The 24,841-nt window shown below is 62.8% G+C and carries 29 protein-coding genes; 16 read left to right on the forward strand and 13 right to left on the reverse strand.

Annotation, left to right across the window (positions count from 1 at the left end):
- The first annotated feature begins 19 nt into the window (after positions 1-19).
- The 15 genes from cpaB (AC1DDG_RS10595) (at position 20) to AC1DDG_RS10665 (ending at position 13,551) form a co-directional block, all read left to right on the forward strand.
- Positions 20-784, forward strand: coding sequence for a Flp pilus assembly protein CpaB (cpaB, locus tag AC1DDG_RS10595; protein WP_476876051.1), 765 nt, complete (start codon positions 20-22; stop codon positions 782-784).
- A complete protein-coding gene (locus AC1DDG_RS10600) occupies positions 781-1,986 on the forward strand; it encodes a CpaE/TadZ family protein (protein ID WP_476876052.1) in 1,206 nt (401 codons plus the stop codon). Before cpaB (AC1DDG_RS10595) ends, AC1DDG_RS10600 begins: the two co-directional genes overlap by 4 nt.
- A complete protein-coding gene (locus AC1DDG_RS10605) occupies positions 1,983-3,479 on the forward strand; it encodes a CpaF family protein (RefSeq protein ID WP_476876053.1) in 1,497 nt (498 codons plus the stop codon). The genes AC1DDG_RS10600 and AC1DDG_RS10605 overlap by 4 nt, the downstream gene beginning before the upstream one ends.
- Positions 3,480-3,481: 2 nt before the next feature.
- Positions 3,482-4,426: a type II secretion system F family protein gene (locus tag AC1DDG_RS10610; RefSeq protein WP_476876054.1), complete on the forward strand. Its 945-nt coding sequence runs from the start codon at positions 3,482-3,484 to the stop codon at positions 4,424-4,426.
- A gap of 16 nt (positions 4,427-4,442) precedes the next feature.
- Positions 4,443-5,321, forward strand: a complete 879-nt coding sequence (locus tag AC1DDG_RS10615) for a type II secretion system F family protein (protein ID WP_476876055.1) — start codon at positions 4,443-4,445, stop codon at positions 5,319-5,321.
- A gap of 314 nt (positions 5,322-5,635) precedes the next feature.
- Positions 5,636-5,854 (forward strand): Flp family type IVb pilin, encoded by a 219-nt coding sequence (locus AC1DDG_RS10620; RefSeq protein ID WP_476876056.1) that lies wholly within the window; start codon positions 5,636-5,638, stop codon positions 5,852-5,854.
- Positions 5,855-5,921: 67 nt separating this feature from the next.
- Complete coding sequence (locus tag AC1DDG_RS10625; RefSeq protein WP_476876057.1) at positions 5,922-6,173, forward strand: Flp family type IVb pilin; 252 nt, start codon at positions 5,922-5,924, stop codon at positions 6,171-6,173.
- Positions 6,174-6,252: 79 nt separating this feature from the next.
- Positions 6,253-6,627 (forward strand): TadE/TadG family type IV pilus assembly protein, encoded by a 375-nt coding sequence (locus AC1DDG_RS10630; RefSeq protein WP_476876058.1) that lies wholly within the window; start codon positions 6,253-6,255, stop codon positions 6,625-6,627.
- Positions 6,615-7,589 (forward strand): pilus assembly protein TadG-related protein, encoded by a 975-nt coding sequence (locus AC1DDG_RS10635; protein WP_476876059.1) that lies wholly within the window; start codon positions 6,615-6,617, stop codon positions 7,587-7,589. The genes AC1DDG_RS10630 and AC1DDG_RS10635 overlap by 13 nt, the downstream gene beginning before the upstream one ends.
- Positions 7,590-7,647: 58 nt before the next feature.
- On the forward strand, positions 7,648-8,373 hold the full coding sequence (gene cpaB, locus AC1DDG_RS10640; protein ID WP_476876060.1) for a Flp pilus assembly protein CpaB: 726 nt from the start codon (positions 7,648-7,650) through the stop codon (positions 8,371-8,373).
- Positions 8,370-9,563: a CpaE/TadZ family protein gene (locus tag AC1DDG_RS10645; protein ID WP_476876061.1), complete on the forward strand. Its 1,194-nt coding sequence runs from the start codon at positions 8,370-8,372 to the stop codon at positions 9,561-9,563. The genes cpaB (AC1DDG_RS10640) and AC1DDG_RS10645 overlap by 4 nt, the downstream gene beginning before the upstream one ends.
- Complete coding sequence (locus AC1DDG_RS10650; RefSeq protein WP_476876062.1) at positions 9,564-11,159, forward strand: CpaF family protein; 1,596 nt, start codon at positions 9,564-9,566, stop codon at positions 11,157-11,159.
- A gap of 5 nt (positions 11,160-11,164) precedes the next feature.
- Entirely contained in the window at positions 11,165-12,097 is a 933-nt protein-coding gene (locus tag AC1DDG_RS10655; RefSeq protein WP_476876063.1) for a type II secretion system F family protein, read from the forward strand.
- A gap of 7 nt (positions 12,098-12,104) precedes the next feature.
- Positions 12,105-12,989 carry a type II secretion system F family protein gene (locus AC1DDG_RS10660; RefSeq protein WP_476876064.1) on the forward strand — a complete coding sequence of 295 codons (885 nt, stop codon included), beginning with the start codon at positions 12,105-12,107 and terminating at the stop codon, positions 12,987-12,989.
- Positions 12,990-13,095: 106 nt separating this feature from the next.
- The gene (locus AC1DDG_RS10665) at positions 13,096-13,551 is read left to right on the forward strand and encodes an Hpt domain-containing protein (RefSeq protein WP_476876065.1); all 456 of its coding nucleotides are present in this window, start codon (positions 13,096-13,098) and stop codon (positions 13,549-13,551) included.
- 54 nt (positions 13,552-13,605) lie between these two features.
- Here AC1DDG_RS10665 and AC1DDG_RS10670 read toward each other — a convergent pair whose 3' ends face one another.
- Positions 13,606-14,409: a response regulator transcription factor gene (locus tag AC1DDG_RS10670; protein WP_476876066.1), complete on the reverse strand. Its 804-nt coding sequence runs from the start codon at positions 14,407-14,409 to the stop codon at positions 13,606-13,608.
- A 262-nt stretch (positions 14,410-14,671) separates the two neighbouring features.
- On the opposite strand from AC1DDG_RS10670, the gene AC1DDG_RS10675 reads away from it, so the two are divergent.
- Entirely contained in the window at positions 14,672-16,327 is a 1,656-nt protein-coding gene (locus AC1DDG_RS10675; protein WP_476876099.1) for a sensor histidine kinase, read from the forward strand.
- A 22-nt stretch (positions 16,328-16,349) separates the two neighbouring features.
- On the opposite strand, the gene AC1DDG_RS10680 is transcribed toward AC1DDG_RS10675, so the two are convergent.
- The 12 genes from AC1DDG_RS10680 to AC1DDG_RS10735 form a co-directional block, all read right to left on the reverse strand.
- Positions 16,350-16,832, reverse strand: a complete 483-nt coding sequence (locus tag AC1DDG_RS10680; protein ID WP_230118124.1) for a sensor histidine kinase — start codon at positions 16,830-16,832, stop codon at positions 16,350-16,352.
- A 98-nt stretch (positions 16,833-16,930) separates the two neighbouring features.
- Entirely contained in the window at positions 16,931-17,761 is an 831-nt protein-coding gene (locus tag AC1DDG_RS10685; protein ID WP_476876067.1) for a response regulator transcription factor, read from the reverse strand.
- A 105-nt stretch (positions 17,762-17,866) separates the two neighbouring features.
- Entirely contained in the window at positions 17,867-18,757 is an 891-nt protein-coding gene (truA, locus tag AC1DDG_RS10690; RefSeq protein WP_230118122.1) for a tRNA pseudouridine(38-40) synthase TruA, read from the reverse strand.
- 31 nt (positions 18,758-18,788) lie between these two features.
- Complete coding sequence (gene rplQ, locus AC1DDG_RS10695) at positions 18,789-19,394, reverse strand: 50S ribosomal protein L17 (RefSeq protein WP_230118121.1); 606 nt, start codon at positions 19,392-19,394, stop codon at positions 18,789-18,791.
- Between the two features lie 77 nt (positions 19,395-19,471).
- The gene (locus AC1DDG_RS10700; RefSeq protein ID WP_230118120.1) at positions 19,472-20,482 is read right to left on the reverse strand and encodes a DNA-directed RNA polymerase subunit alpha; all 1,011 of its coding nucleotides are present in this window, start codon (positions 20,480-20,482) and stop codon (positions 19,472-19,474) included.
- Positions 20,483-20,613: 131 nt separating this feature from the next.
- Entirely contained in the window at positions 20,614-21,015 is a 402-nt protein-coding gene (rpsK, locus tag AC1DDG_RS10705) for a 30S ribosomal protein S11 (protein WP_011692779.1), read from the reverse strand.
- A gap of 52 nt (positions 21,016-21,067) precedes the next feature.
- On the reverse strand, positions 21,068-21,442 hold the full coding sequence (rpsM, locus tag AC1DDG_RS10710) for a 30S ribosomal protein S13 (RefSeq protein ID WP_230118119.1): 375 nt from the start codon (positions 21,440-21,442) through the stop codon (positions 21,068-21,070).
- A gap of 183 nt (positions 21,443-21,625) precedes the next feature.
- Positions 21,626-21,739: a 50S ribosomal protein L36 gene (rpmJ, locus tag AC1DDG_RS10715; protein ID WP_009358722.1), complete on the reverse strand. Its 114-nt coding sequence runs from the start codon at positions 21,737-21,739 to the stop codon at positions 21,626-21,628.
- Between the two features lie 70 nt (positions 21,740-21,809).
- Entirely contained in the window at positions 21,810-22,031 is a 222-nt protein-coding gene (gene infA / locus AC1DDG_RS10720) for a translation initiation factor IF-1 (protein WP_011775571.1), read from the reverse strand.
- A 170-nt stretch (positions 22,032-22,201) separates the two neighbouring features.
- The gene (locus AC1DDG_RS10725) at positions 22,202-23,179 is read right to left on the reverse strand and encodes a P1 family peptidase (RefSeq protein WP_476876068.1); all 978 of its coding nucleotides are present in this window, start codon (positions 23,177-23,179) and stop codon (positions 22,202-22,204) included.
- A 140-nt stretch (positions 23,180-23,319) separates the two neighbouring features.
- Positions 23,320-24,147, reverse strand: coding sequence for a type I methionyl aminopeptidase (gene map / locus AC1DDG_RS10730; RefSeq protein WP_476876069.1), 828 nt, complete (start codon positions 24,145-24,147; stop codon positions 23,320-23,322).
- A 124-nt stretch (positions 24,148-24,271) separates the two neighbouring features.
- Positions 24,272-24,841 carry an adenylate kinase gene (locus AC1DDG_RS10735; RefSeq protein ID WP_230118152.1) on the reverse strand — a complete coding sequence of 190 codons (570 nt, stop codon included), beginning with the start codon at positions 24,839-24,841 and terminating at the stop codon, positions 24,272-24,274.

Consider the following 24,841-nt stretch of genomic DNA (forward strand, 5'->3'; position numbering starts at 1 on the left):
TGATTAGAGGGGACTGAAAGTGAAAACTCGAATGCTGGGAGGCATCGCCGCGCTGCTTGTAGCCATCATCGGTACGGTACTGCTGGTCTCATACGTTCAGAATGCGGACAAAAGGGCCATGGCCCAGACGGAAACGGAGTCAGTCTACGTCGTCGACGAGGCTGTTGCCGCCGGCACTGGCATCGATAAGGTAGCGGGCGCCGTCGTCAAGAAGGACGTTCCGAAGTCGGCCGTTGCCTCGGGTGCCGTAACGGACCTGTCCGACGTCGGGCAGCGGGTCACTGCCGTGGCGCTGGTTCCCGGGGAGCAACTGCTGTCATCGCGGATGGTCGACGCCTCCACCCTCCTCGGTCCCTCCAGGGTGGCAGTGCCGCAAGGGCTTCAGGAAATCACCCTGAAGCTCCCCATCGAACGCGTGGTCGGCGGCACGGTGGCCGCCGGCGACTCCGTTGGAATCTTCCTTTCGGTTGCTGACCCCGCCTCCAGTTCCGGGGAGACTCAGCTGACCTTCCAGAGGGTCCTGGTGACCGCTGCCCAGTTCAGCAACGGCAGCGCGGCGAAGACCCAGGAGGCCACTTCTGAGGATGGTTCCACAAAAGGGGCGCTTGCATCCAAGAAGGCGACGTCCGATGACACCTACCTGATCACGGTGGCGCGCAACGCCGCTGACGCGCAGCGGATCATCTTCGCCACAGAGTTCGGCAAGGTTTATCTATCCAAAGAACCGGTGGGCGCGGTCGAGGGCACGTCGGGCGTCGTGAACAGGGCCAGGTTGTTCCGATGAGCCGCTTCGTCCTCATCACCCCCAACACCGACTTCGAAAGACGAATGCAGCTGGCAGTGGCCGGCATGCACGGTTCGCTCCATGTCTTCCAAGCGGACTACCTGCCGGAGAGCCCCCATGATTTCCTCCGCCAGCTCGCCGGCGAACCGCCCGAAGTGTTGATACTTGGCCCCGGGTTGCCAATCGACGGGTCCCTGAAGCTGGCGTCGGTCATGGACCTCCAGTATCCGGAGATCAGCGTGGTCCTGGTGGTGCCGGAAACGAAGGAAGTGGTCCTGCAGGCCATGCGATCCGGGGTGAGGGACCTCCTCGACCCGGCCGCGGATCCGGACTCGATCCGCGTCATGCTGGAGCGTGCTGCGCTTGCGGCCGCGGGCCGCCGTCGGGGTCTGGGTCCCGGTACGTCCGAGCACGCCGATCACGGTGCCGGCGGCAGGATCATTGCCGTCATGTCGCCCAAAGGCGGGGTCGGCAAGACCACGGTGGCGACCAATCTCGCCGTCGGGCTTGGCAAGTCCGCCCCGATGACCGTGGTGATCGTGGATCTGGACCTCCAGTTTGGTGATGTGGCCAGCGGCCTGATGCTGGATCCGGAACACACGATTACGGATGCCGTGGTGGGCGCCGCCAGCCAGGATTCCATGGTCCTTAAGACGTACCTGACAGTCCATCCGGCCGGCATCTACGCCCTTTGCGCGCCGCGGAACCCTGTGGAGATGGACAGGATCACCGGTGAACACGTCACCCGGCTTCTCATCCAGCTGCGAGAGGAGTTTCACTACGTGGTGGTGGATACGGCTCCGGGCTTGGGTGAGCACGTGCTCGCGACCCTGGAACAGGCGACGGACGCCGTCTGGATCTGCGGCATGGACATCCCGAGCATCCGCGGCCTCCGGACGGGCTTCAAGATCCTGACCGAACTTAACCTGGTCCCCGAGCAGCGCCACGTGGTGCTCAACATGGCCGACAGGCGGGCCGGCCTCACGCTTCAGGACATCGAAGCGACCATCGGCGCCCCGGTGGACGTGGCACTTCCCCGCTCCAAGTCCATGCCCTATTCGACGAACAAAGGCGTTCCCGTCCTGCAGGACGGGAACCGCGACCCCGCGGCGAAAGGCCTCCGCCAACTGGTGGAGCGCTTCAAGCCGAATTGGGAAGAACGACCTCATAAGAAGCTGCACAGAAGGGCGGTAGTACAGTGAGCCTCTCAGACCGGTTCCAGCTCCTCCTTGGGGAGGCCAAGGCTGAGCCAGACACCACCAAACCGCCAGGCGACGTCTTCCAGCCGAAGTCACCCGCCACTCTCGGGCGGAAGCATGACGCCCAAACCGCCGAGGCAGCGGCCAGTGCGGAGGCGGCGCTGGAGCTCCCGCCGCCCGTTTCGGTCGCCAGCGAAGCACTGAATGCCCTGAAGGAAAGAGCCACGCAGGCCCTTTTTGAGCGACTGGGGTCGCGGCTCACAGATTCGTCGCTGGCAGACGACGACCTGCACCAGTTCGTTCGGGACGAACTGAAGATCGTGGTGGACGAGGAGCAAGTGCCGCTCTCAACGGCCGAGCGGCAGCGGCTCATCCGGGAGATCATCGACGATGTTCTGGGCCACGGGCCAATCCAGCGGTTCCTGGATGATCCGTCCATCACGGAGATCATGGTGAACCGTTTCGACCAGGTCTACGTTGAACGACAGGGCCGCCTCTTCGTCACTGACACAAAATTCAGTTCGGATGACGCGCTGCGCAGGGTGATCGAACGCATCGTCTCCAAGGTGGGAAGGCGCATTGACGAGTCCTCGCCCCTGGTTGACGCCCGGCTCGCTGACGGCTCCCGCGTCAACGCCATCATCCCGCCGCTCGCAGTCAACGGGCCGGCACTCACCATCCGCAAGTTCGGCCGGGATCCGCTGACGGTTCAGAACCTCGTTTCCCTTGGAAGCCTCTCGCCGGAGATGGCTGAACTCCTGCAGGCCTGCGTGCTCGCCCGGATGAACATCATCGTCTCGGGCGGCACCGGAACGGGCAAGACCACCCTGCTCAACGTGCTCTCCTCCTTCATCCCCGCTGACGACAGGATCGTGACCATCGAGGATGCCGTCGAGCTGCAGCTGCAGCAGGACCACGTGGTGCGCCTCGAGAGCCGCCCCCAGAATATCGAGGGCAGGGGCGAGGTCTCCATTCGGGACCTGGTGCGGAACTCACTGCGCATGCGTCCGGACCGGATAGTGGTGGGTGAGGTGCGTGGCGGCGAATGCCTGGACATGCTCCAGGCCATGAACACCGGCCACGACGGCTCGATTTCCACTGTCCACGCGAACTCCCCCCGGGACGCCATCGCCAGGCTCGAGACCCTGGTCCTCATGGCAGGCATGGATATTCCGCTGAGGGCGGTGCGCGAGCAGGTTGCCTCGGCGGTCAACCTGATCGTGCACATTTCGAGGCTGCGCGACGGCTCCCGGCGGGTCACCCACATCACCGAGGTCCAGGGCATGGAAGGGGACGTCGTTACGCTTCAGGACGCCTTCGTCTTCGACTATGCGGCCGGGGTCGACGCCAACGGACGGTTCCTCGGAAAGCCCGTCCCGACCGGTGTGCGTCCACGGTTCACGGACCGCTTCGCGGAACTCGGCATAGAGGTATCTCCTGCTGTGTTCGGTACATCGCCCGCCTTGTCCGGCGCCTTGCAGCCAAGGGGGCGGTGACGATGGCTGGCGAAACCGGCATCTTCGTGGCGGCTCTGTTTCTCCTGTATCTCGCCATGTTCCTTATCTATGGGGTGGTGCTCAGGCCCAAGTCGGCTCTCCCGCTGTCCAGGCGCCGGCCCGACTCCCCGGCCCAGCAGTCCATCCTGGCGAGCCTGATCGGGCACGCAGTCGGGGCGTTGAACAAGGGCGTGAAAAGACGCGGTCCAGGTCTATTGACCCGCGACCGGCTGGACGAATGCGGGCTCAAGAAGGAGCCTGGAGATTACCTTTTGATTGGCGGGATCTTCACCCTGATGGCCGCGGTCTTCGGTTTCTTTTTGGGTGGCCTTTTTGCCACCGTTCTGCTGGCGCTGCTGACTCCTCTCGGACTCCACCTGCTGTTGAACGTCCTTTCCTCGCGCCGCCGGGCAAAATTCGACCAGCAGGTACCGGACACGCTGCAGATGTTCTCCGGAGGCCTCCGCGCCGGGCACAGCCTCCTGAGGGCAGTCGACGCGGCAGCGCAGGAAAGCCAGCCGCCGATGGCCGAGGAGCTGAGCCGGATCATCAACGAAACGCGGATCGGCCGGGATCTGGGCGAGTCGCTGGCCGACGTCGCCAGGCGGACTCGAAGCGAGGACTTCCTCTCGATCTCACAGGCAATCGAGATCCACCGCGAAGTGGGCGGCGACTTGGCAGAAGTACTGGATCACCTCGGCGATACTGTTCGTGACCGGACCCAGGTGCGGGGTCAGATTCGTGCTCTTAGTGCAGAGGGCCGGATGTCGGCGATTGTCCTCATGGCTCTTCCGATCGTGATGTTCATTGGCCTCACGCTGTTCAACGAACGGTATTCCCGAGTCTTTACAAGCACGCTGCCCGGTTACCTCATGATCGCGGCGGCAGTGGTGCTTCTGTCAGCAGGCGGCTTCTGGCTCAGCCGCATCATCAAGCCGAAGTTCTAGAAAGAAGGTGATCAGCTTGCAGCCTCTTGCTTATGCCGCGATTCTGGCTGTGATAGCCCCGCTGACAGTCATGACGTGGTTCGTCTTCACCGGCGACCGGGCCGGCCTGCGGAACATCCGGGCGAACCTCGGCCAGACGTCCAAGGCGAAAGGCCCGGCCCTCTCAGCCAACGACAAACTGATGCTGGTGAGCCAGCGCATCACGCCGAAAGGCTATGTCGCTTGGCTGGACAAGCAGCTTGCTGGTGCGGGGCGGCCCAAGGACTGGCCGCTGGCTCGGATCATCATGGTCAAGCCGCTACTGGCCTTAGCCGGTGCAGTCGCAGGTTACTTGTACTTCGCCGGAGAGCCATCGGCTCAGCGGTTCCTCATCATGGTGGGTGTCGCCGCGCTCAGCTACTTCACGCCTGATCTGCTGGTGAGGAGCCGTGCGCAAAAGCGGCGGGAGGCCGTCCGGCTGGAGCTGCCCAAGTCGCTGGACCAGATGCTGATCTCCGTCCAGGCCGGGCTCGGGTTCGAGGCGGCCATGGGACGGGCCGGCACCAACGGGAGCGGTCCTCTGGCTGAGGAACTGATCCGTACGCTTCAGGACATCCAGGTGGGCCGTTCCCGCAAGGAGGCCTACCTCGCTCTGGCTGAAAGGGTGGATGTGCCTGATGTCCGAAGCTTCATCCGGGCAGTGGTCCAGGCGGACGCATACGGTGTGGCCATTGCCGGAGTGCTGAAGACGCAGGCACAGGACATGCGTATCAAGCGGAAGCAGCGGGCGGAGGAACACGCCATGAAGATGCCGGTCAAGATGCTCTTCCCGCTGATCTTCTTCATCCTGCCCACGCTTTTCATCGTGGTACTGGGGCCGACCGTTATGAGCATTGTCGACATGTTCACCAGCTAGTTCGTCCTCTGGGCAGCAACACGGCTGCCAACTGATACACCGCGCACAGTTCATTGGGCGGTGGATCCCCAAGAGCGGACCCCCTCGGATCCCAGCACCGAGGGGGTCCTTTTTTGCGCGGGAATCCTCGATCAGAGCGCATTGAATGCGCATGGTAGCCGCAGGATCAGCGCAGTGATCGCAGGAATCGCGCAACTTGGAAAGGCTTGCCACAGGAAGCTGCAAGATCCGTATCCCGACGTGATTTGCGTTGCTAACTTTCTTATAGAGCTGGTGCAGGGCCAGCTTCCCCATCACTCGCTCAGGAGTATCAAATGCTTGCTTTCTTCTCAAACACCGCAGCCCGTGTCCGCCGCGAAGAGAAAGGCGCCACGGCCGTTGAATACGGCATCATGGTTGCCCTCATCGCCGTCGTGATCATCGTCGCCGTCGGACTTATCGGCGGAAACCTGACGACTACGTTCAACAGCGTTGCTTGTAGCGTCAAGGGCGGCACGATGTCCGCTGCTACCCCGCCTGTCTGCTCCAAGTAGCTCTTGAACTGCAGCGCAGTCTTCCCATACAGGGCCAGCTTACCTTCACGAGTTCAGGAGTAATTAAATGCTTGCTTTCTTCTCAAGAACCGCGGCCGGTGTCCGCCGCGAAGAGAAGGGCGCCACCGCCGTTGAGTACGGCATCATGGTTGCCCTCATCGCCGTCGTCATTATCGTTGCCGTCGGGCTTATCGGCGGGAACTTGACGACGACTTTCAGCAGCGTTGCCTGCAGCGTCAAGGGCGGAACCTACACGGCTGCTAAGGCGGCCGACGCGACCGCCGGCACGGCAGCTGTCGCCGAAGCCTGCAGCAAGTAGTTTCTTCAGGTTCCTGACGGTGACTTGGTTCAGGTCACCGCCAGGAACGCTTTTCGTCCTCGCGCATAAAGGAAGTTCCGTGGCCAATGCATCCGAACGCGGCGCCGTGGCTGTTGAGTTTGCGCTTCTTGCGCCAGTCTTGGTCATGCTATTACTCGGCATCATGGAATTCGGACGCGCTTACAACGTGCAGGCTTCCCTGACAAACGCCGCCCGGGAAGGTGTCCGCGTCATGGCGATCAACAACAGCCAGGGCGATGCACGGAACGCGGCCAAGACCGCGGCGGCACCCATCAACCCGGCTTTGGGGGACGGAAACATCACGTTCAGTATGCCAAGCTGTGCGGTCGGCTCCCAGATGACCGTGACCATCAGCTACACACTGAGCACCATGACCGGCATCGCTGGCCCCTTCCCGATGACAGGCAAAGGAACCATGCTGTGCGGCGGTTAGCGGATTTGCGTGAGCACGAACGCGGCGCCATCAGCGTGATCGTCGCCATCCTTTTGGTCGCGCTACTCGGGTTCGCGGCCATCGCCATCGATGTCGCAGGGCTGTATTCCGAACGTTCCCAGCTTCAAAACGGTTCTGACGCCGCGGCCTTTATGATGGCTCAAAAGTGCGCAAAGGACCTCAATGACGCTGAATGCTCAACGACTTCGCCACTGGCTGCCGACCTGGCCAATAAGAACGCCGTTGACGGACTCAGCAACGTCAAGTCGATTACTCTGGACAAAACAAACCGCAAGGTGACGGTCACTGCCGGCGCAAAGGAAGTCGGCAGCGACCCGAACATTGTCTCGACCTTTTTTGCCCGCGTGATCGGCATCCCCAGCGCTGAGGTCACGGCCGAGTCACGCGTCGAATGGGGCACACCATCCAAAGGAATAGTCGCAATCCCGCTGGCTATTGCCGTATGCAAATTGAATCTGGCTGCCGGCTCAAACACAGCCAGTGAACAGGTAATCGACATGGGGTCCGGCTGTGGCACAATCCCAGGTGGATTTGGCTGGATCATTGATGATTCGGATGCGAAATGCAACGTCAGGGTTTCAGCGGGGCAGTCCAGCGATCCCGGAATCTGGTTCACCAGCGACACGGGCGCGAGCGCGCCGGGCGTTTGCAGCGCATCCGATCTCGCGGCAATGAACGATCAGACGGTCCTGTTGCCTCTGTACGATGTGGCCACGGGCAACGGCTCGAGTGGCAAGTACTACGTGAAGGGCTTCGCGGCTTTTCACGTCACCGGCTACCACTTTGCCAGCAACAGCTGGACTACTGGCGGCGGTAGCGTACCCAACAAAGCAATCCGGGGCTACTTTTTGAAGTTTGTATCCCTCTCTCAAGCCCTCGAACTCGGCAATTCACCAGACTACGGCACAGCCGTGGTGCGTCTCACCATTGGAGCACCCTAACGTGAAGTCTCGGTTGTTGGCAGGAGCGGCCGCGGTAGTTCTCGCAATTGTCGGCGCCATGCTGGTCGTCTCATACGCACAAGGCGCCGACCAGCGGGCTGTCGAGTCGCTTGAACCGGTGGAAGTCCTTGTCGTCAAGACTGCTATCCCGGCGGGTACCTCGGTGGAAGCCATGGGCGCTTCCTTGGTCACCGAACAACTACCTGGCACCGCGGTGGCCGGAACAGCGCTGAAGTCATTGGACAAATCAAATGGCAAGGTAGCAGCCGTTGACTTGGTGCCGGGCGAACAGTTAGTGGCAGAACGTCTCGTCGCCCCCGGTGAGCTTAAAGTTCAGGGCACCGTCAAGATCCCTGCCGGACTGGAGGAGGTCTCCTTCCAGCTTGAGCCCGACCGAGTTATTGGCGGTCGGCTAGTTGCCGGGGACCACGTGGGTGTCTTCGTCTCGTTGGACGCCGGCGGTGTGGAAAACAAACCCGACAAGGAAACTACCAAGCTGACAGTTCGCAAGGCCCTTGTCACAGCTGTACAGCGCGCACCGGAGCCGGCGGCCACGGCACAGGCTACGCCCACGCCCACAGCCGGTACGGACACGACCGGGGGGAATCCCCAGGACACAATCCTTCCCACCGGGTCGCTCATGCTGACTGTAGCCGTAAATGACGTGGACGCGGCCAAGATCGTCTTCGCAGCCGAGTACGGCAAGATGTGGCTCAGCAAGGAACCACTCGATGCCAAGGACAGCGGACCCCGCATCTTTACACGGAGTGAGGTTTACAAATGAGCCGCTTCGTCCTGATCACACCGAATGCGGACTTTGACAGCCGCCTGCGACAGGCTGTGGCGGGCGGTCTTCCCGGCGACGTACAGACGTTCTTCACGAACGTCCTTCCCGCAGGCCCCTATGACCTTTTCGCCCAGTTGAACCAGGAGCAACCCGAGGTACTCATCCTGGGCCCGGACGTGCCCACCGACGATGCCCTTCGGCTCGCGATGGTGCTCGACGTCCAGGTCCCGGACTTGACCGTCCTCCTGGTCAGCGAGCCCGACCCATCGTTCATCCTGCAGGCAATGCGGGTGGGCGTCCGGGACATCCTGAGCCCGTCCGCCGATCCCGCGCAAATACGGGTGCTGCTTGAGCGCGCCTGCCAGTCCTTCGCGAGCCGCCACCGGCCGCAACAGCCCAAGCACACAGAAAGCAACAAGGGCACTGTCATCGGCGTGTTCTCCCCCAAGGGAGGGGTTGGCAAGACCACCATCGCGACTAATCTCGCCGTCGGCCTGGGAAAGGTTGCGCCGATGAGCGTGGTAATCGTTGACCTTGACCTGCAGTTTGGTGACGTCGCCTCAGGCCTCTACCTCGATCCGGAACACACCGTCACTGACGCTGTCTCACCCGCGGCCAGCCAAGACACCCTGGTGCTGAAGGCGTTTCTCACCGTCCACCCCGCTAGCATCTACGCCCTCTGTGCCCCCGTCAGTCCCGTGGAGGCTGACTACATCACGCCCGAACAAGTTACCCGGCTGCTGGAGCAGTTGGCGGAGGAGTTCCAGTACGTGGTGGTGGACACCGCTCCAGGGTTGCCGGAGATAGGGCTTGCCGCGATGGAGGCCTGCACTGATGTGGTCTGGGTGAGCGCAATGGATATCCCCAGCGTTCGCGGCCTCCGGTCCGGGCTGGACATCCTCCGGCAGCTTGAGATCCTGCCGGAAGGCAGGCACGTGGTCCTCAATATGGCCGATGCCAAGTGCGGCCTCTCGGTGCAAGATATCGAATCGACGATTGGCGCCCCCGTGGATGTTAGCGTCCCCCGCTCCCGCGCTGTGGCCTTCTCTACCAACCGTGGCATTCCTGTCCTGCAGGAAACCAGGAAGGATCCTGCTGTCAAGGGTCTCAACCACCTCGTGGACCGTTTCAGTCCGGCTTCGCGCACCAAGATGCAGCGAAAAGCTCACCGCCGGGTAGTGGTCTAGGTGAAGCTATCCGAGCGCATCCAGGCAGCACAGGAGAAGTCGCACCTTGCGGCTCCCCCGGCAATGGCCGCCGCCTCGGTCGCGGCGGCGCCCCCTTCGACCGCGGCGCCCGTGCAGACGGCACTTCGGCCGAGGTCGGCAATAAGCACCCCCACAGCGCAGATGCCCGGTCCGGCTCAGGCTCCTTCGGTGAACCGTGAGTCGCCGCTACCCGGAGCTGCACATCCTGTAGCAGCAAATGCCAAATCCGTGCCGCCCAAATCGGCGGTCCAGAGGGAGATCCTCAAGACTAAGCCCCAGCAGCCTGTTGACGTGTTCGCTGCCCTCAAACAGCGCGCGGCGACTGCCCTGTTCGAAAGAATGGGCACCCGGTTCAACGACTCAACCATCACCGAGCATGACCTCCGGAGCGCAGCCCGGGAGGAGCTCATCCGCATCATTGACGCTGAGCAGGTTCCACTCACTGCGGACGAGCGTTCCCGTCTGGTCGCAGACGTGGCCGACGATGTTCTCGGCTACGGGCCCCTACAACGGCTCCTTGACGATCCGGCGGTCACCGAAATCATGGTGAACCGGATGGACCAAATTTACGTCGAGCGCAAGGGCCAGTTGACGCTGACCGAATCCAGATTCAGCTCGGAGGACCACCTGCGCAAAGTCATTGAACGCATCGTTTCCAAGGTGGGCCGGCGCATCGATGAATCGTCGCCGCTGGTTGACGCGCGTCTGGAAGACGGCTCCCGCGTCAACGCCGTGATTCCTCCGCTCGCCGTGGGCGGCTCTTCGCTGACCATCCGTAAATTTAGCAAGGTGCCCCTCACCGTCCGGAACCTCATAGATTTCGGCACGCTGACTCCAGAAATGGCCGAACTGCTCAACGCCTGCGTCAAGGCGAAGCTGAACATCATCGTCTCCGGGGGTACCGGCACCGGCAAGACCACGCTGCTTAATGTCCTGTCCTCCTTCCTTCCGTCCGACGAGCGCATCGTCACCATCGAGGACGCTGTGGAACTCCAGATCCAGCAGGAGCACGTGGTGCGGCTGGAAAGCCGTCCCCCCAACACCGAAGGCAAGGGCGAAGTCACCATCCGCGAACTCCTCCGGAACTCGCTCCGCATGCGGCCAGACCGTATCGTGGTGGGCGAGGTCCGCGGCGGGGAATCGCTGGACATGCTCCAGGCTATGAACACCGGCCACGACGGCTCGCTCTCCACGGTCCACTCCAACTCGCCGCGCGACGCCGTGGCACGATTGGAAACGTTGGTCCTCATGGCTGGCATGGACCTGCCCCTGCGAGCCATCCGCGAACAAATTGCCTCGGCGGTGAATCTCATCATCCAAATTTCCCGTCTCCGCGACGGTACGCGGCGCATCACGCACGTCACCGAGGTCCAAGGGATGGAGGGCGACATCGTCACCCTCCAGGATGCATTCGTGTTCGACTACTCGGCAGGTGTTGACCAGCACGGCCGCTTCCTGGGTAGCCCCGTCCCCACCGGCATCCGCCCTCGGTTCATCGACCGCTTTGAGGATCTGGGAATTCACGTTTCGGCAGGTGTCTTCGGAGCACCCCTAGCCCCCAGCGGAAAGAACTAACGGTCATGGTCCTGACAATCGGAATCATCCTTGTGGTCGCCTCCGTCGCCCTGGCAGGAGCGACTCTGCTTATCCCCCGGACGCCGACCGTGCCGCTGGACCGCCGTCGCCCGCACCGGACCGAGCCGGACTCCCAGCTGACGCGTTTCGCCGGTTCGGCGGTGCAAACGATTGATGTTCTACTAACCAAGCGGAACGTCCGCTTTTTCAACCGGGAAGCCCTCGAGAACGCAGGCCTGCGGCTGAGTCAGGCCGACTTCCTGCTCTTGGTAATCATCGGTGCCTTTGTGGGCGCTCTCATGGGTCTCGTTGTCGGCGGCCCCGTTTTGGCCATCCTTCTAGTCATTGCAACGCCTTTCGTCGGGCGCGTCGTTCTGAGCTTCCTGGCAGGTAAAAGACGGGCAAAATTCGATGACCAGCTGGGCGATACCCTGCAACTGCTGTCCGGAAGCCTCCGCGCCGGCCACAGTATTCTTCGCGCCATCGATGCCGCCGCCAATGAATCGCAGGCACCCATCTCTGAAGAAATGCGCCGCGTCATTTCGGAAACGAGTCTTGGCAGGGACCTGCTACTGTCCCTCAACGACACGGCCGAAAGGATGAAGAACGAGGACTTCGTCTGGATCTCCCAGGCTATCCAGATTAACCGCGAGGTAGGCGGAAACCTGGCCGAAGTCCTGGACCAGGTGAATGAAACCATCCGCGAGCGCAATGAGATCAAAGGCCACATCAAGGCCTTGGCCGCGGAAGGCAAGTTCTCCGCCTACATCCTCATGGCGCTGCCCGTCGGCATCGTCATCATGCTGATGCTGGCTAACCCGGGGTATATGAACAAAATGTTCACCAACCCGCTGGGCTGGATCTTGATCGTTGCCTCCATCATCCTCATGACCGTGGGTGGGCTCTGGATGCGCAAGATCATCGACCTGAAGTTCTGAGGTGGCCATGCATCCCTTGATTATTCTTGCCATCCTCCTGATTTGCCTGCCGCTCGGCTACCTTGCGTGGTCCCTGTTGTCAGCCGACCGCCAGGGACAGGCTACAGCCAGGGAAATCCTTTCAAGGGGCAGCCAACGCGTCGAGGTCGAGAAGAAGTCGAGCACCGGCTTCATCGAGAAAGTCGGCTACCGCCTCACCCCCCCTGCCTACGTCCAAAAGCTGGACCGTCTCCTTTCCCTCGCCGGGCGTCCGGCGAATATGCCCCTGGGTCGCGTTCTTGCCGCTAAACCTGCTCTGGGTCTCGTCGGTGGATTGCTGGGGCTGTACATCAGTTCCATCGGCGCGACGCCGATCATGAAGCTCGTGGGTATGTTTGTCCTGTTCCTGGGCTACTTCGTTCCCGACCTGATGCTCTACAGCAAGGGCCAGGAGCGCCAGAAGGCCATGCAACTGGAGCTCGCCAATACCCTGGATCAGATGCTCATTTCCGTAGAAGCCGGCCTCGGCTTCGAAGGAGCAATGGCCCGTGCCGGTGACAACGGCAAGGGCCCCCTGGCCGAGGAGCTGGTGCGCACCCTTCAGGATATGCAGGTGGGCCGCAGCCGCCGCGAGTCCTACCTCGCCCTTGCCGATCGCACGAACATCCCGGAGCTGAGGAGCTTCGTTCAGGCCGTGGTGCAGGCGGATACATACGGCATCGCCATCAGCAGAGTCCTCCGGGTACAGGCGAAGGTCATGCGCGTAAAGCGCAGGCAGCGGGCCGAAGAGAAGGCCATGAAACTTCCCGTGATGATCCTTTTCCCACTGCTCTTCTTCATCTTTCCGGTCCTCTTTATTGCCATCTTGGGCCCTGCAGTCATCAACGCCATCGAAACCTTCAGCGCCCAGTAGAGTCGAGATTCCGGATGTGTTCCACTCACCACAAGGAACCCGCAGGGTTTCCACAGGATCCAAGGTTGATCAGGTTTTTCACAAGGTCAGAAAGTAGCCTTAACGCATGTCCAGTTCAGGGTCCAGCACAGGCAACGGCGGCGCCAACGGCGCCTGCCTGCCCGCCTCCGGGGCCCCTGTGGAAGGCGCCCCGGAAGGCTCTGCCGGCGTCCCGCTCTTGGATTTGACCGTCCTTCACGAGCTGGAGGAGGAACTTGGGGGCACCGGTGTAGCCCATGGTTTCGTCAGAGATTACGTCAGCATCTGGGACAAACGGATTGGCTACCTAACCCGATCGATCGAGGACAACGATGCTGAACTGGCAATGGACGCAGTCCTCAGCCTGAAGAATTCAGCATTCATGGTGGGCGGCTCGCGACTCGCCTGCCTGGCCGCGGAAATGGAGCGCTGCATCAGGAGCGCCGACCTCTCAGCGGTGCAGCGGCTTTTGCCGATCGTCACGAAAACCGGTGAAGACACGGTCAGCGGGCTTAAGCTCGGCTACCTTCGGCCTGAACAGTAACTGCGACGCAGCTGGCTCCGGCGCCACCCGCCACATCCATGCCCACAAGCGGAACTACTCAACCTTCTTCGGCGCCAGCCTGTAGCCCACTCCGCGTACGGTGACCAGCCACCGGGGGTCCTGCGGATCCTCATGAAGCTTGCGGCGCAAATTTCCGATATGGACTTCAACAGCCCGTTCATCGGCCTCGCTGATGTAAGTGTCCTCACCGTAGTACTCCCCACGGACCACCCGGACAAGATCAGCGCGCGTACGGACAGCCCCGGTCCCCTTCAGCAGCTCCTGGAGAAGATCGAATTCGCTCCGGGTCAGCCCCAAAGGCGTGCCGCGAAGATCCACTGTCCGCGTTTCGGTATCGAGCGCCAGGCCGTTGTGCTGAAGCACCTTGCCGCGGCGCACGCTCCCCACGGCAGCACCAGTGCCGCCAGCGGCGCCAGTGTCCGAAAGCACAGCGGCCGGCGCGTCCTCCGACTCCCCAACTACACCCTGCCGGGGCCGGCGCATCATGGCGGAAATCCGTGCACGCAGCTCACGGGGCCGGAAGGGCTTGACGATGTAATCGTCCGCGCCGCCCTGGAGTGCGCTAATGGTGTCCAGTTCCTCGTTGCGGCCGGTCAGCATCACCACGTAGGCGTCACTGAACTGCCGGATCCTGCGCAGCACCTCGAAGCCGTCGATGTCCGGGAGACCGACGTCGAGTGTGATCACATTCGCCTGACGATGCCTGGCAACGTCCACGCCGTCGCGGCCAGTTGCTGCAGAATGCACCTCAAAGCCAGCCTGCTGCAGGACCGCGTCAAGAAGATTGCGGACGTCGTCATCATCTTCGATCACCACGGCCACACCTAAATCGCCCACGACTATCCCCATATCCGATAAAACACCGCAACGCCCAGCGCAATGCGGGAAGCATTACCAGATTACCCACGCTACCCCGTGATTAGGCCCACACACCCGAAATTCGCGATATGTTTTGATCCAAACCACGAAGCGAGGGCCCGCCCTCCAATTGCGGAAGAACCGCCGTGCATAATTGGCTTCATGTCATGGTTTATGCAGGCGCTGTTCCGGAACGCCGAAAAGCTGAACAGGGGGTACGGCCGCGTTGGGTGAGCACGTGATGGTCCGTGACACGGACCGATTCTTCAGGCGCCTCGGGCCGCGGGTCCGGGTGGCCCTCTGCCAGCTCCCGGTAACACTCATTCTCGCCGCGCTCGCTGTTGCGGCCCCGGCCGTCTGGCCAACGCTGATAGCGAATGCCGTCTTTATTGCCTCCATCGTGATGATGGGGCTCCTCTTCTTTTCCTGTTTCCTGATTCCCTGGGAACGGCTTCCGGCCAATGCCTACCTCGTCATTCCCATTCTTGACCTCGTGGTCATCGGCCTTGCCCGCAACGGTGCAGTTCCGGCGGTGGCCGGCCTTGGTGTGCTGGCCATATTCCCCGTGATCTGGTTATCAGCGTCGGGATCGTTCGCGCGCACCACGATTTTCATCAGTTTCTTTGGGCCCCTGCTCATCAGCCTGCCCTCGCTGATTCAAAAGTTTCCCAACATTTCACCTTCGGAAATCGCCGGCGCCATTCTGTTGCCGCTCATGATGCTGGCCGTATCCCTGGCTATCCGGTTTGCCAGCGCCAATGTCCGGGTCCAGCGCCAGCGTCTGGAAAAGAAGGACGCCGAACTGCGCGAACTGCTCATCGAAAGCAGAAACCGCGAGCGGCTGCTCAAAACGGTTCTGGACACTATCGACGTCGGCATTGTGGCCATCGACGCCGACGGCCAGAAAGTGCTGGTCAACGACCAGCAGAAAGCGTTCCGACAGGCTGCCGCTCCCGCCGGCGCCGTGGAGGTGCCGCTGGAAGCGCAGCAGGTCATGTTCGGCCAGGACAGGGTCACACCACTCGCGGTGGACAAACGGCCCATCCGCCGGGCGGCGGCCGGCGAGACGTTCGCAAACTACCTGGTGTGGCTCGGCGAGGGAACGGCACAGCGTGCGGTTTCCACCGCGGCCCGGATCATCAAGAACGACGACGGCGGGTTCAGCGGGGCGGTCATCGTTTACAGCGATGTCACTGGGCTCGTGGAGGCGCTCTCCGCCAAGGAAGAGCTGATCTCCAACGTGTCCCACGAATTCCGCAGCCCGCTCATGTCCGTCCTTGGCAACGTAGACCTGGTGCTGGGCGACGCGGACGGCTTGTCACCCGCCGCGGTGCAGCGCCTCGAAGTGGTGCAGCGCAATGCCGAGCGGCTCCTTTCGCTCGTGTCGGAGCTGCTTGTCTCCGCCTCAACAGTGCTCGCGGTCCATCCCCGGCGGACGGACCTTGCGGGCCTCATCGAGACCACCATCGGCTCCGCACAGGCACAGGCGGATGCCTCCAACGTCTCCCTCAGCGCCGACGTCCCGGTGCCGCTGTGGGCCTACGCGGATCCTCTGCGGATATCACAGGCCCTCGACAACCTGGTGTCCAACGCCATCAAATACTCTCCCGACGGCGGAGCCGTCACCGTGAGTGCCCGGAGCAGCGACTCCTGGGTGCAGCTCAAGGTGCAGGACACGGGGATGGGCATCAGCGAAGAGGAATCGTCACGGATTTTCACCCGGTTCTTCCGGACCCAGTCGGCCAGGAAGGCTGCGATCCCCGGCGTTGGACTCGGCCTCTCGATCACCAAGACCATCGTGGAGCGGCACGGCGGGGACATCACCTGCGTCAGCAAGCCCGGAGCAGGGACCACATTCACCATGACGCTCCCGGCCGAAGACGCACCGGTCCTTTAGTCAGGCTGGAGGGTCTAGTCGGCTAATCCAGCGGCAGGGTGACAGTCACACACGTTCCCGCGGTGGACGAGTCGATGGTCACGTGACCGCCCACCGTTTCCAGGACGAGGCGCATGAGCCGAAGCCCCATCCCCGAATGCCTGCCGTGGGTGGCTGCTTCAATATCGAAACCAGCTCCATTGTCGGACACTTTAAGCTGAACCTCGTGGCCGGCCGCTGGATGGCTCACACACCCCAGCCGAACGGTAACAGCTGATGCTCCGGCAAATTTGTGGACATTGCTCAAGAGCTCCTGCGCCGCCCGGTACAGCAGCGTCGCGGACTTACGATCGACTTCCATGCCGTGGTGCGGTGTTTCCAGGTGCACCACGACTCCACGTTCGCGCAACGGAAGGGTCAATCGGTCAATCGCCCCCGCGACGCCAAGCGCATAGAAATCGACCGGATGCGTATCAGTAAGAACGCCTCGGACTGCGACAACCTCGTCGCTTGATAGTGATTTCATGCCTCTACCGTGCGCCTGCGCCCTTGGCATTTTCTTAGGCTTCTCCCAGCTACTCCCCCGTTTGCAGGGGCCAACTCTGCGGGTAGAACCCGGGCCGGTCAGGCCAGCGTGTAGCCGGCGCCGCGCACGGTCTTGAGCCACTTCGGTGACCTGGCATCGTCCCCCAGCTTCCGCCGCAGGTTGCCGATGTGCGCTTCGATGATGCGGCCGGCGTCATAGGCCCCGGACGGCCCAACTTCCCGTTGCGCCAGGTCCTGCTGAACAAGACCCAAGAGACCGGCCAGCTCGGCCTTGCTCACCACTCCCGTGCCGCGCTCCAGCAAAATTCGGAGCAGGTCGAACTCGGTCCGGGTGAGCTCCAGAGACCTGCCGCGGATACTGGCGGCGCGCGTGGCGCTGTCTATCTGCAGGCCCTTGTGTTCAATGCGTGAGGCGGCGGCCGCTGACTCTGCGGCCGGCCCGTGCGCAGCAACTGCCGCCGGCCCCGCCGCCGCGGGCACCGCCGTCTCCGGCGCCGTCAACGCGGCCTCCGCCAACACCGGAGGAACAGGCACCAAACGGCGCGGCCGCCGCAGCATGCCGTCCACCCGGACCCGGAGTTCCCGCGGACGGATCGGCTTGACCATGTAGTCATCCGCCCCGGCATCGAAGCCCATCACCGTAGCTGCAAGGTCGCTGCGGCCGCTGACTATCAGCAGGTACGTGTGGCTGAATTCGCGGATGCGCCGCGCCACCTCGTAGCCGTCCATGTCCGGCAGGACCACATCCAGAGTGACGGTGTCGGGCTGCTTGGCCCGCACCAGCTCAAGCCCGGACTCTCCGCTTTCGGCGCAGTGCACCTCGAAACCGGCATCACCAAGGGTGGACCGCAACAGGGCCCGGACTTCCTCATCCTGTTCGATAACGACAACAACGCGACGATCATTCATCCCTTACCCCCTGTAAGGACCGCATGACTAAAGACTGCGGTTCAGCCTACTAGCTGCGTGGATGAAAGTGATGCGCCACCCTCAGAACGGCGTTAACGTTGGGACTTACTCCCGCAGTGCCCGCGTCAGCTCGGCCCGGGCCAGCAACTCGTCGTCAGACGGGTAGGCCACTTCCTCCAGCACGAGCGGATGCGGTGCCGCCAGCACCGAACGGGCATCGCGCTTCCTGGCCAGCAGCCGTTCATGCAGCCATCCCGGCGGTTCCAGCCCCTCGCCCACGTACAGCGCCGACCCCACCAGCGCACGCACCATGTTGTGGCAGAACGCGTCGGCCTGGACAGTGGCGACAATGACGCCGTCCTCGCCGCGGGCAAACTCAAAGCGCTGCAGTTCGCGGATGGTGGTGGATCCCTCGCGCGGCTTGCAGTAGGAAAGGAAGTTCTGCAGGCCCAGCAGCTTCGATGAGCCCTCGTTCAGGAGGTCGACATCCAGCGGGGATTTGTGCCACAGCGTGTCATACCGTCCCAGCGGATCCCACAGCGCCTGCCCGTCCGCGATGCGGTAGCTGTAGCGGCGCCACAGCGCCGAGAAGCGGGCGTCGAAGCCCTCCGGAGCGATGGATACCTGATGCACCACGATGGCGCCGGTCAGGTCCCCGAGCCCGTGGCTGAGGGCGCCCCGCAGCCGGCGCAAAAGTGCGACGGCGGGATCCAGTTCCGCGCCGCGGTTCAGTCCGAGCCACTCGGTTTCCGTCAGGTCGAGGTGCACCACCTGGTCACGGGCGTGGACGCCGGCATCCGTACGGCCCGCAACGGTGACCCGGATGGGACGGCGGATGAGCAGTTCCAGGGCCTCTTCCAAGGTCCCCTGAACTGTGCGGAGACCGGGCTGCAGTGCCCACCCGCTGAACGGGCCGCCGTCGTACGCCAAATCAAGCCGGACACGCAAAAACCCGCCGCCCCCCAAAACGGGGGCAGCGGGTTTTTGGTCGTTCATAGACTTAAGTCTATGCGAAGGAATCAGCGAATTACTTCGCGTCCTTTGCGGACTCGTCAGCAGCTTCCTCAGCCGGAGCTTCCTCAGCGGCCGGAGCCTCTTCGGCAGCGGCTTCGGTCTCGACGACCTCAGCTTCGGGAGCCTCTGCAGCTTCGGTCTCAACGACCTCGGCCTCGGGAGCTTCCTCGGCAGCCGGGGCGGCAGCAGCGGCTTCCTTCTTGTCGGCGTCGCGCTGGGCAGCGGAAGTAGCCTCGGCTACAACGGCCTGCTTGGCGGAAACCGGCTCAAGGACCAGCTCGATGACAGCCATGGGGGCGTTGTCGCCCTTGCGGTTGCCGATCTTGGTGATGCGGGTGTAGCCGCCATCGCGGTTCTCCACTGCCTGTGCAATGTCGGTGAACAGCTCGTGGACGACGCCCTTGTTGCTGATCAGGCCGAGTACACGACGTCGGGAAGCGAGGTCGCCGCGCTTGGCGAAGGTGACCAGGCGCTCTGCGTACGGCTTCAGGCGCTTGGCCTTGGTCACCGTGGTGGTGATCCGCTTGTGCTCGAACAGTGCTGCTGCCAGGTTCGCGAGCATGAGACGCTCGTGAGCCGGGCCGCCTCCGAGGCGCGGACCCTTAGTGGGGGTAGGCATAGTTGTTTCTCCTCATATGGAAGCCGGTGGGCTGCGCACAACGCGGTGCATCCAGCCCGCCGGCCAAGATCTGCTTGTTAGAGCTCGTCGTCGCTGAACGCGGCGTCGTCCTCTTCGATGGCTGCGGCGCGGGCGGCGAGGTCGAAGCCGGGAGGCGAGTCCTTGAGGGACAGTCCCAGTTCAACCAGCTTTGCCTTGACCTCATCAATGGACTTCGCACCGAAGTTACGGATGTCCATCAGGTCAGCCTCGGAGCGGGCAACGAGTTCACCCACGGTGTGGATGCCCTCACGCTTGAGGCAGTTGTAGGAACGGACCGTGAGGTCCAGGTCCTCGATCGGCAGAGCCATGTCTGCTGCCAGGGCAGCATCCGTCGGCGACGGGCCAATCTCGATACCTTCAGCTGCGGTGTTGAGCTCGCGGGCCAGACCGAACAGTTCCACCAGGGTGGTACCTGCCGAAGCAACCGCATCGCGGGGAGCGATGGCCTGCTTGGTCTCGACGTCGACAATGAGCTTGTCGAAGTCGGTGCGCTGCTCAACACGGGTGGCTTCCACGCGGAAAGTAACCTTCAGCACCGGCGAGTAGATGGAGTCGACCGGGATACGGCCGATCTCTGCGTCGCCGGACTTGTTCTGAGCTGCCGAAACGTAGCCGCGGCCGCGCTCGATGGTCAGTTCGAGTTCGAACTTGCCCTTCGAGTTCAGCGTGGCGATGTGCAGATCCGGGTTGTGGAATTCGACGCCGGCCGGCGGAGCGATGTCCGCGGCGGTGACGACTCCGGGGCCCTGCTTGCGCAGGTAAGCAACAACCGGCTCGTCGTGCTCGGAGGACACAGACAGGTTCTTGATGTTCAGGATGATCTCGGTGACATCTTCCTTGACACCCGGAACCGTGGTGAACTCGTGCAGCACGCCATCGATCCGGATGCTCGTTACAGAGGCACCGGGGATGGACGAGAGCAGGGTACGGCGGAGGGAGTTTCCGAGAGTGTAACCGAAGCCCGGCTCCAGCGGTTCAATGATGAAACGGGAGCGGTTATCGGTGACGACCTCTTCGGAGAGGGTGGGGCGCTGTGCAATGAGCACTTAGGTTTCCTTTCGGCGAGCATCCGCTATATGACGCAACACAGGTGGTGGAAAATCGGTCTGAAGACTTAACGCGCTGGGCTTGCCCGGACCCGGCAAGGGTCCGGGCAAGCTTTTGCGGCGGAAAGGCCTTAGACGCGGCGGCGCTTCGGCGGACGGCAGCCGTTGTGCGCGGCGGGGGTGACGTCCTGGATGGAGCCAACCTCGAGGCCAGCGGCCTGCAGCGAACGGATGGCGGTCTCGCGTCCGGATCCCGGTCCCTTGACGAACACGTCAACCTTCTTCAGGCCGTGCTCCTGTGCACGCTTGGCAGCAGCTTCGGCAGCCATCTGTGCAGCGAACGGGGTGGACTTACGTGAGCCCTTGAATCCAACCTCACCGGCGGAAGCCCAGGAGATGACAGCACCGTTCGGATCCGTGATGGAAACGATGGTGTTGTTAAAGGTGCTCTTGATGTGCGCCTGGCCAAGCGCGATATTCTTCTTGTCCTTCTTACGCGGCTTGCGAACCGCGCCACGAGTCTTCGGGGGCATTTTTTCTCCTACAGAAAGTTATCGGGGGAAAGATCCGCTAATCCCTCAGGGATTAACGAGCCTTCTTCTTGCCTGCAACGGTGCGCTTCGGACCCTTACGGGTACGTGCGTTCGTCTTCGTACGCTGTCCGCGCACTGGCAGGCCCTTACGGTGGCGAATACCTTCGTAGCTGCCGATTTCCACCTTGCGGCGGATATCTGCGGCCACTTCGCGGCGAAGGTCACCCTCAACCTTGTAGTTGCCTTCAATGTAGTCACGCAGCTGGACCAGGTCGGCGTCGCTGAGGTCCTTTACGCGGACGTCAGCGCTGATGCCGGTGGCAGCCAGGGTTTCGTGTGCACGGGTCTTGCCCACGCCGTAGATGTAAGTAAGCGCAATTTCCAGCCGCTTTTCGCGGGGAATGTCTACGCCAGCGAGACGAGCCATAGTGGCAGTGCTCCTTGAATAAACCGGAGGTCGTAGGCAGTACACCCGCACTTTCAGTGCGGCCCCAGCCTCCGACCGGGGGTTAGCTGTCCGGACTCTTTCGAGCTAAATGTTCCAGATCAGCTTGTGCTGCCTTTTATTTACTTGCGTGGGTTAGCAACCCAGGGATTCCCGAAAAGGGAATTAGCCCTGGCGCTGCTTGTGGCGCGGGTTCTCGCAGATCACCATGACCCGGCCATTACGGCGGATCACTTTGCACTTTTCGCAGATCTGCTTGACGCTCGGCTTGACCTTCATGGCGTTCCTTTGCGTGATAGCAGTTGGTCCGATGGACCGGCCTTCGGCAGTTGCTCTGGCCGCCCAGCGTTTACTTGTAGCGGTAGACGATACGACCACGTGTCAGGTCGTAAGGGCTCAGCTCCACCACTACCCGGTCCTCAGGGAGAATCCTGATGTAGTGCTGACGCATTTTTCCAGAGATGTGTGCCAGAACGACGTGCTTGTTGGTGAGCTCAACACGAAACATCGCGTTGGGCAGCGCCTCAGTCACTACGCCCTCGATCTCTATGACCCCGTCCTTCTTGGCCATATCCTCCGCTAACTGTTGTTTGCCTCAGCCCTCCGGGTTGCACCGGGCATGACTGCGGACGTTTTTTGATGTGATTGATCGTCACCCTCCGGCCGCAAATGGGCGTGGCAGGGCAGACAACCAACAAGCAACATTACGGCATTTGGTCCGGAATGTTAAATCCAGCCATGTTAGCGCACATCGCCGCCGGACGCATCAAATCTGTACACCTCAAAAGAGCCGGCAGCGGTTGTCACGGCCTCCGCGCTGCTGATCCCGTCCAGGATCGCCAAGCGCACGACGTCGGCTGCCGCGCTCTGCAGGGTAATGAGACTCACCTGCCGGGCAGCTTCCGTACTCCGGTCCAGGGTGGCCTCGCCGGTCGCCAGGCAGAACACGGTGTCCCCGTCCGCCAGGGTGTGGCTCGGGTTCAGCGCCCGGGCGAGTCCAGCGTGAGCAGCCGATGCGGTGCGCTTGCACTCGGCCACATCGAGGGCGGCGTTCGTGGCGACGACGACGAGCGTGGTGTTCAACTGCTGCCGCTGATTGAGCTTGTCGAAATCACCGGCCTCGGTTTCGGCAGGCTCAACTTGCGTGGTGAACGGTAAGCCCAGCGCGTTGACTACTGCCAGGGCTCCTACTACTACGCCGTTCTCCAACGTGACTGAGGCTGTCCCTACTCCGCCTTTGAACTTGCCCCGTCCTATGACGGCTCCGGCGCCGGCTCCCACGTTGCCGCGTTCGACGTCGTGCCCGTCCGTTTTGACACCGGCTGCGGCAGCGGCAGCGTAACCCATGTCCGCGTCGGGGCGGGCAGAGAAGTCGCCGCCGCGGCCGAGGTCGAAGATGGCCGCCGCCGGGACGATCGGGACCACTCCCCCGGTTACGGGAAAACCGCGGCCCTGTTCCTCGCACCAGCGCTGGGCGCCGTGGGCGGTGACCAGTCCATAGGCGCTCCCGCCGGTTAGAACCACCGCATCAACTGTGGAGACCAGGGTGGTGGGGTCCAGCGCATCGGTCTCGTGGGTGCCGGGGCCTCCCCCGCGGACATCCACCGACCCCACGGTTCCCGGCGGCGGCAGGACCACCGTGACGCCGCTCAGCCAGCCGCCGTCGGACTTCTGCTGGTGCCCGACCCGCAGGCCAGGCACATCGGTGATCGCTCCCATGGGCACCATTCTGCCCCCTGACACTCCCCGGACCTGACGCGCCGACGCCGGGAATTCCCCGTGACGCGCAAAATCCCGGTCGACACTGAAATTCCGGTGTCGACAGGGATCTTGCGCATCGTGAAGCTAAAGGCGAGTCGTCAGGGGATCGGAACGGGGACCACGCCGAGCGGCGCCAGCTGGGCCGCGCCGCCGTCGGGCGCCGAAAGTACCCAGATGCCCTTCTCATGGACGGCCACGGAGTGCTCCCACTGGCAGGAACGTCTGCCGTCGGTGGTGACCACTGTCCAGTCATCGTCCAGGACGGCCGTTTCGATGCTGCCGCGCACCAGCATGGGTTCAATGGCGAGGCACAGCCCGGGCCGGATCTTCGGGCCGCGGTGGCTGGTGCGGTAGTTGAGCACGTCCGGGGCCATGTGCATCTCGGAGCCGATGCCGTGCCCCACGTAGTCCTCGAGGATGCCCAGCGGCTTGCCCGGCACGGAGGAGACGTAGTCGTCCACGGCGCAGCCGACGTCGCCGACGAACTTGCCGGTGGCCAGCGCGGCAATCCCCCGCCACATGGCGGCCTGGGTGACGTCCGAGAGCCGCTGGTCCTCGGGGTCAACCGTGCCGACAATGACCGTGCGGGCGGAATCCGAATGCCAGCCGTCCACGATTGCGCCGCCGTCGATCGAGATGATGTCGCCGTCCTGCAGGACCCTGGACCCCGGGATGCCGTGGACGACTTCCTCGTTCACCGAGGTGCAGATCGTGGCGGGGAAGCCATGGTAGCCCAGGAAGTTGGACTTCGCCCCTGCCTCGAGGAGCACGGCGGCGAACACCTCGTCGAGCTGCTTCGTGGTGACTCCCGGTGCGGCCGCGGCCACGGCAGCGTCCAGGGCGCGGCTCAGGACGAGCCCGGCCTCGTGCATGGTGCGCATCTGGGCGTTGGTCTTGTACTCAATCCGGGGCTGGCCGAATGCCATCTGCGGTTTTCCTCTCAATGGTGCCGCCCCCGGCCGAAATGCCGGGCGCGCTAGCCGTGTACGGGCTAAATGCCGGAGGCCCCTCCCAATAAACCGGGAGGAGCCTCGTAGGGTTGTTACTGAATCAGGCTGTCTGAGCCTCTTTGATGGCCTGCATGACGCGGTCGGTGACTTCGTCAATGCCGCCGATGCCGTCCACCTGGGTGAGGATGGCGCGCTCGGCGTACTTGGCCACAACGGCCTCGGTCTGCTCGTGGTAGAGATCCAGGCGGTGGCGGATGACGGCTTCGTTGTCGTCGCTGCGGCCGGTTTCCTTGGCACGGCCGAGGAGGCGTGCAACGAGTTCCTCGTCGTCAGCGGTCAGCTGCAGGACGACGTCGAGCTTCTGGTCACCATTGGCCAGGATCTCGTCCAGGTAGTCAACCTGGGCCGTGGTGCGCGGGTAGCCGTCCAGCAGGAAGCCGTCTTCGACGTCGGATTCGCTGAGGCGGTCACGGACCATTTTGTTGGTCACGCTGTCCGGTACGAAGTCACCCGCGTCCATGTACTTCTTGGCCTCGACGCCGAGCGGCGTCTCACCCTTGACGTTCGCCCGGAAGATGTCGCCAGTGGAGATCGCAACGACGCCGAGGCGCTCCGAGATGCGTTCCGCCTGAGTACCCTTGCCGGAACCCGGTGGTCCGATAATCAACAT

The organism is Arthrobacter sp. 10L430 (genome assembly GCF_056395245.1).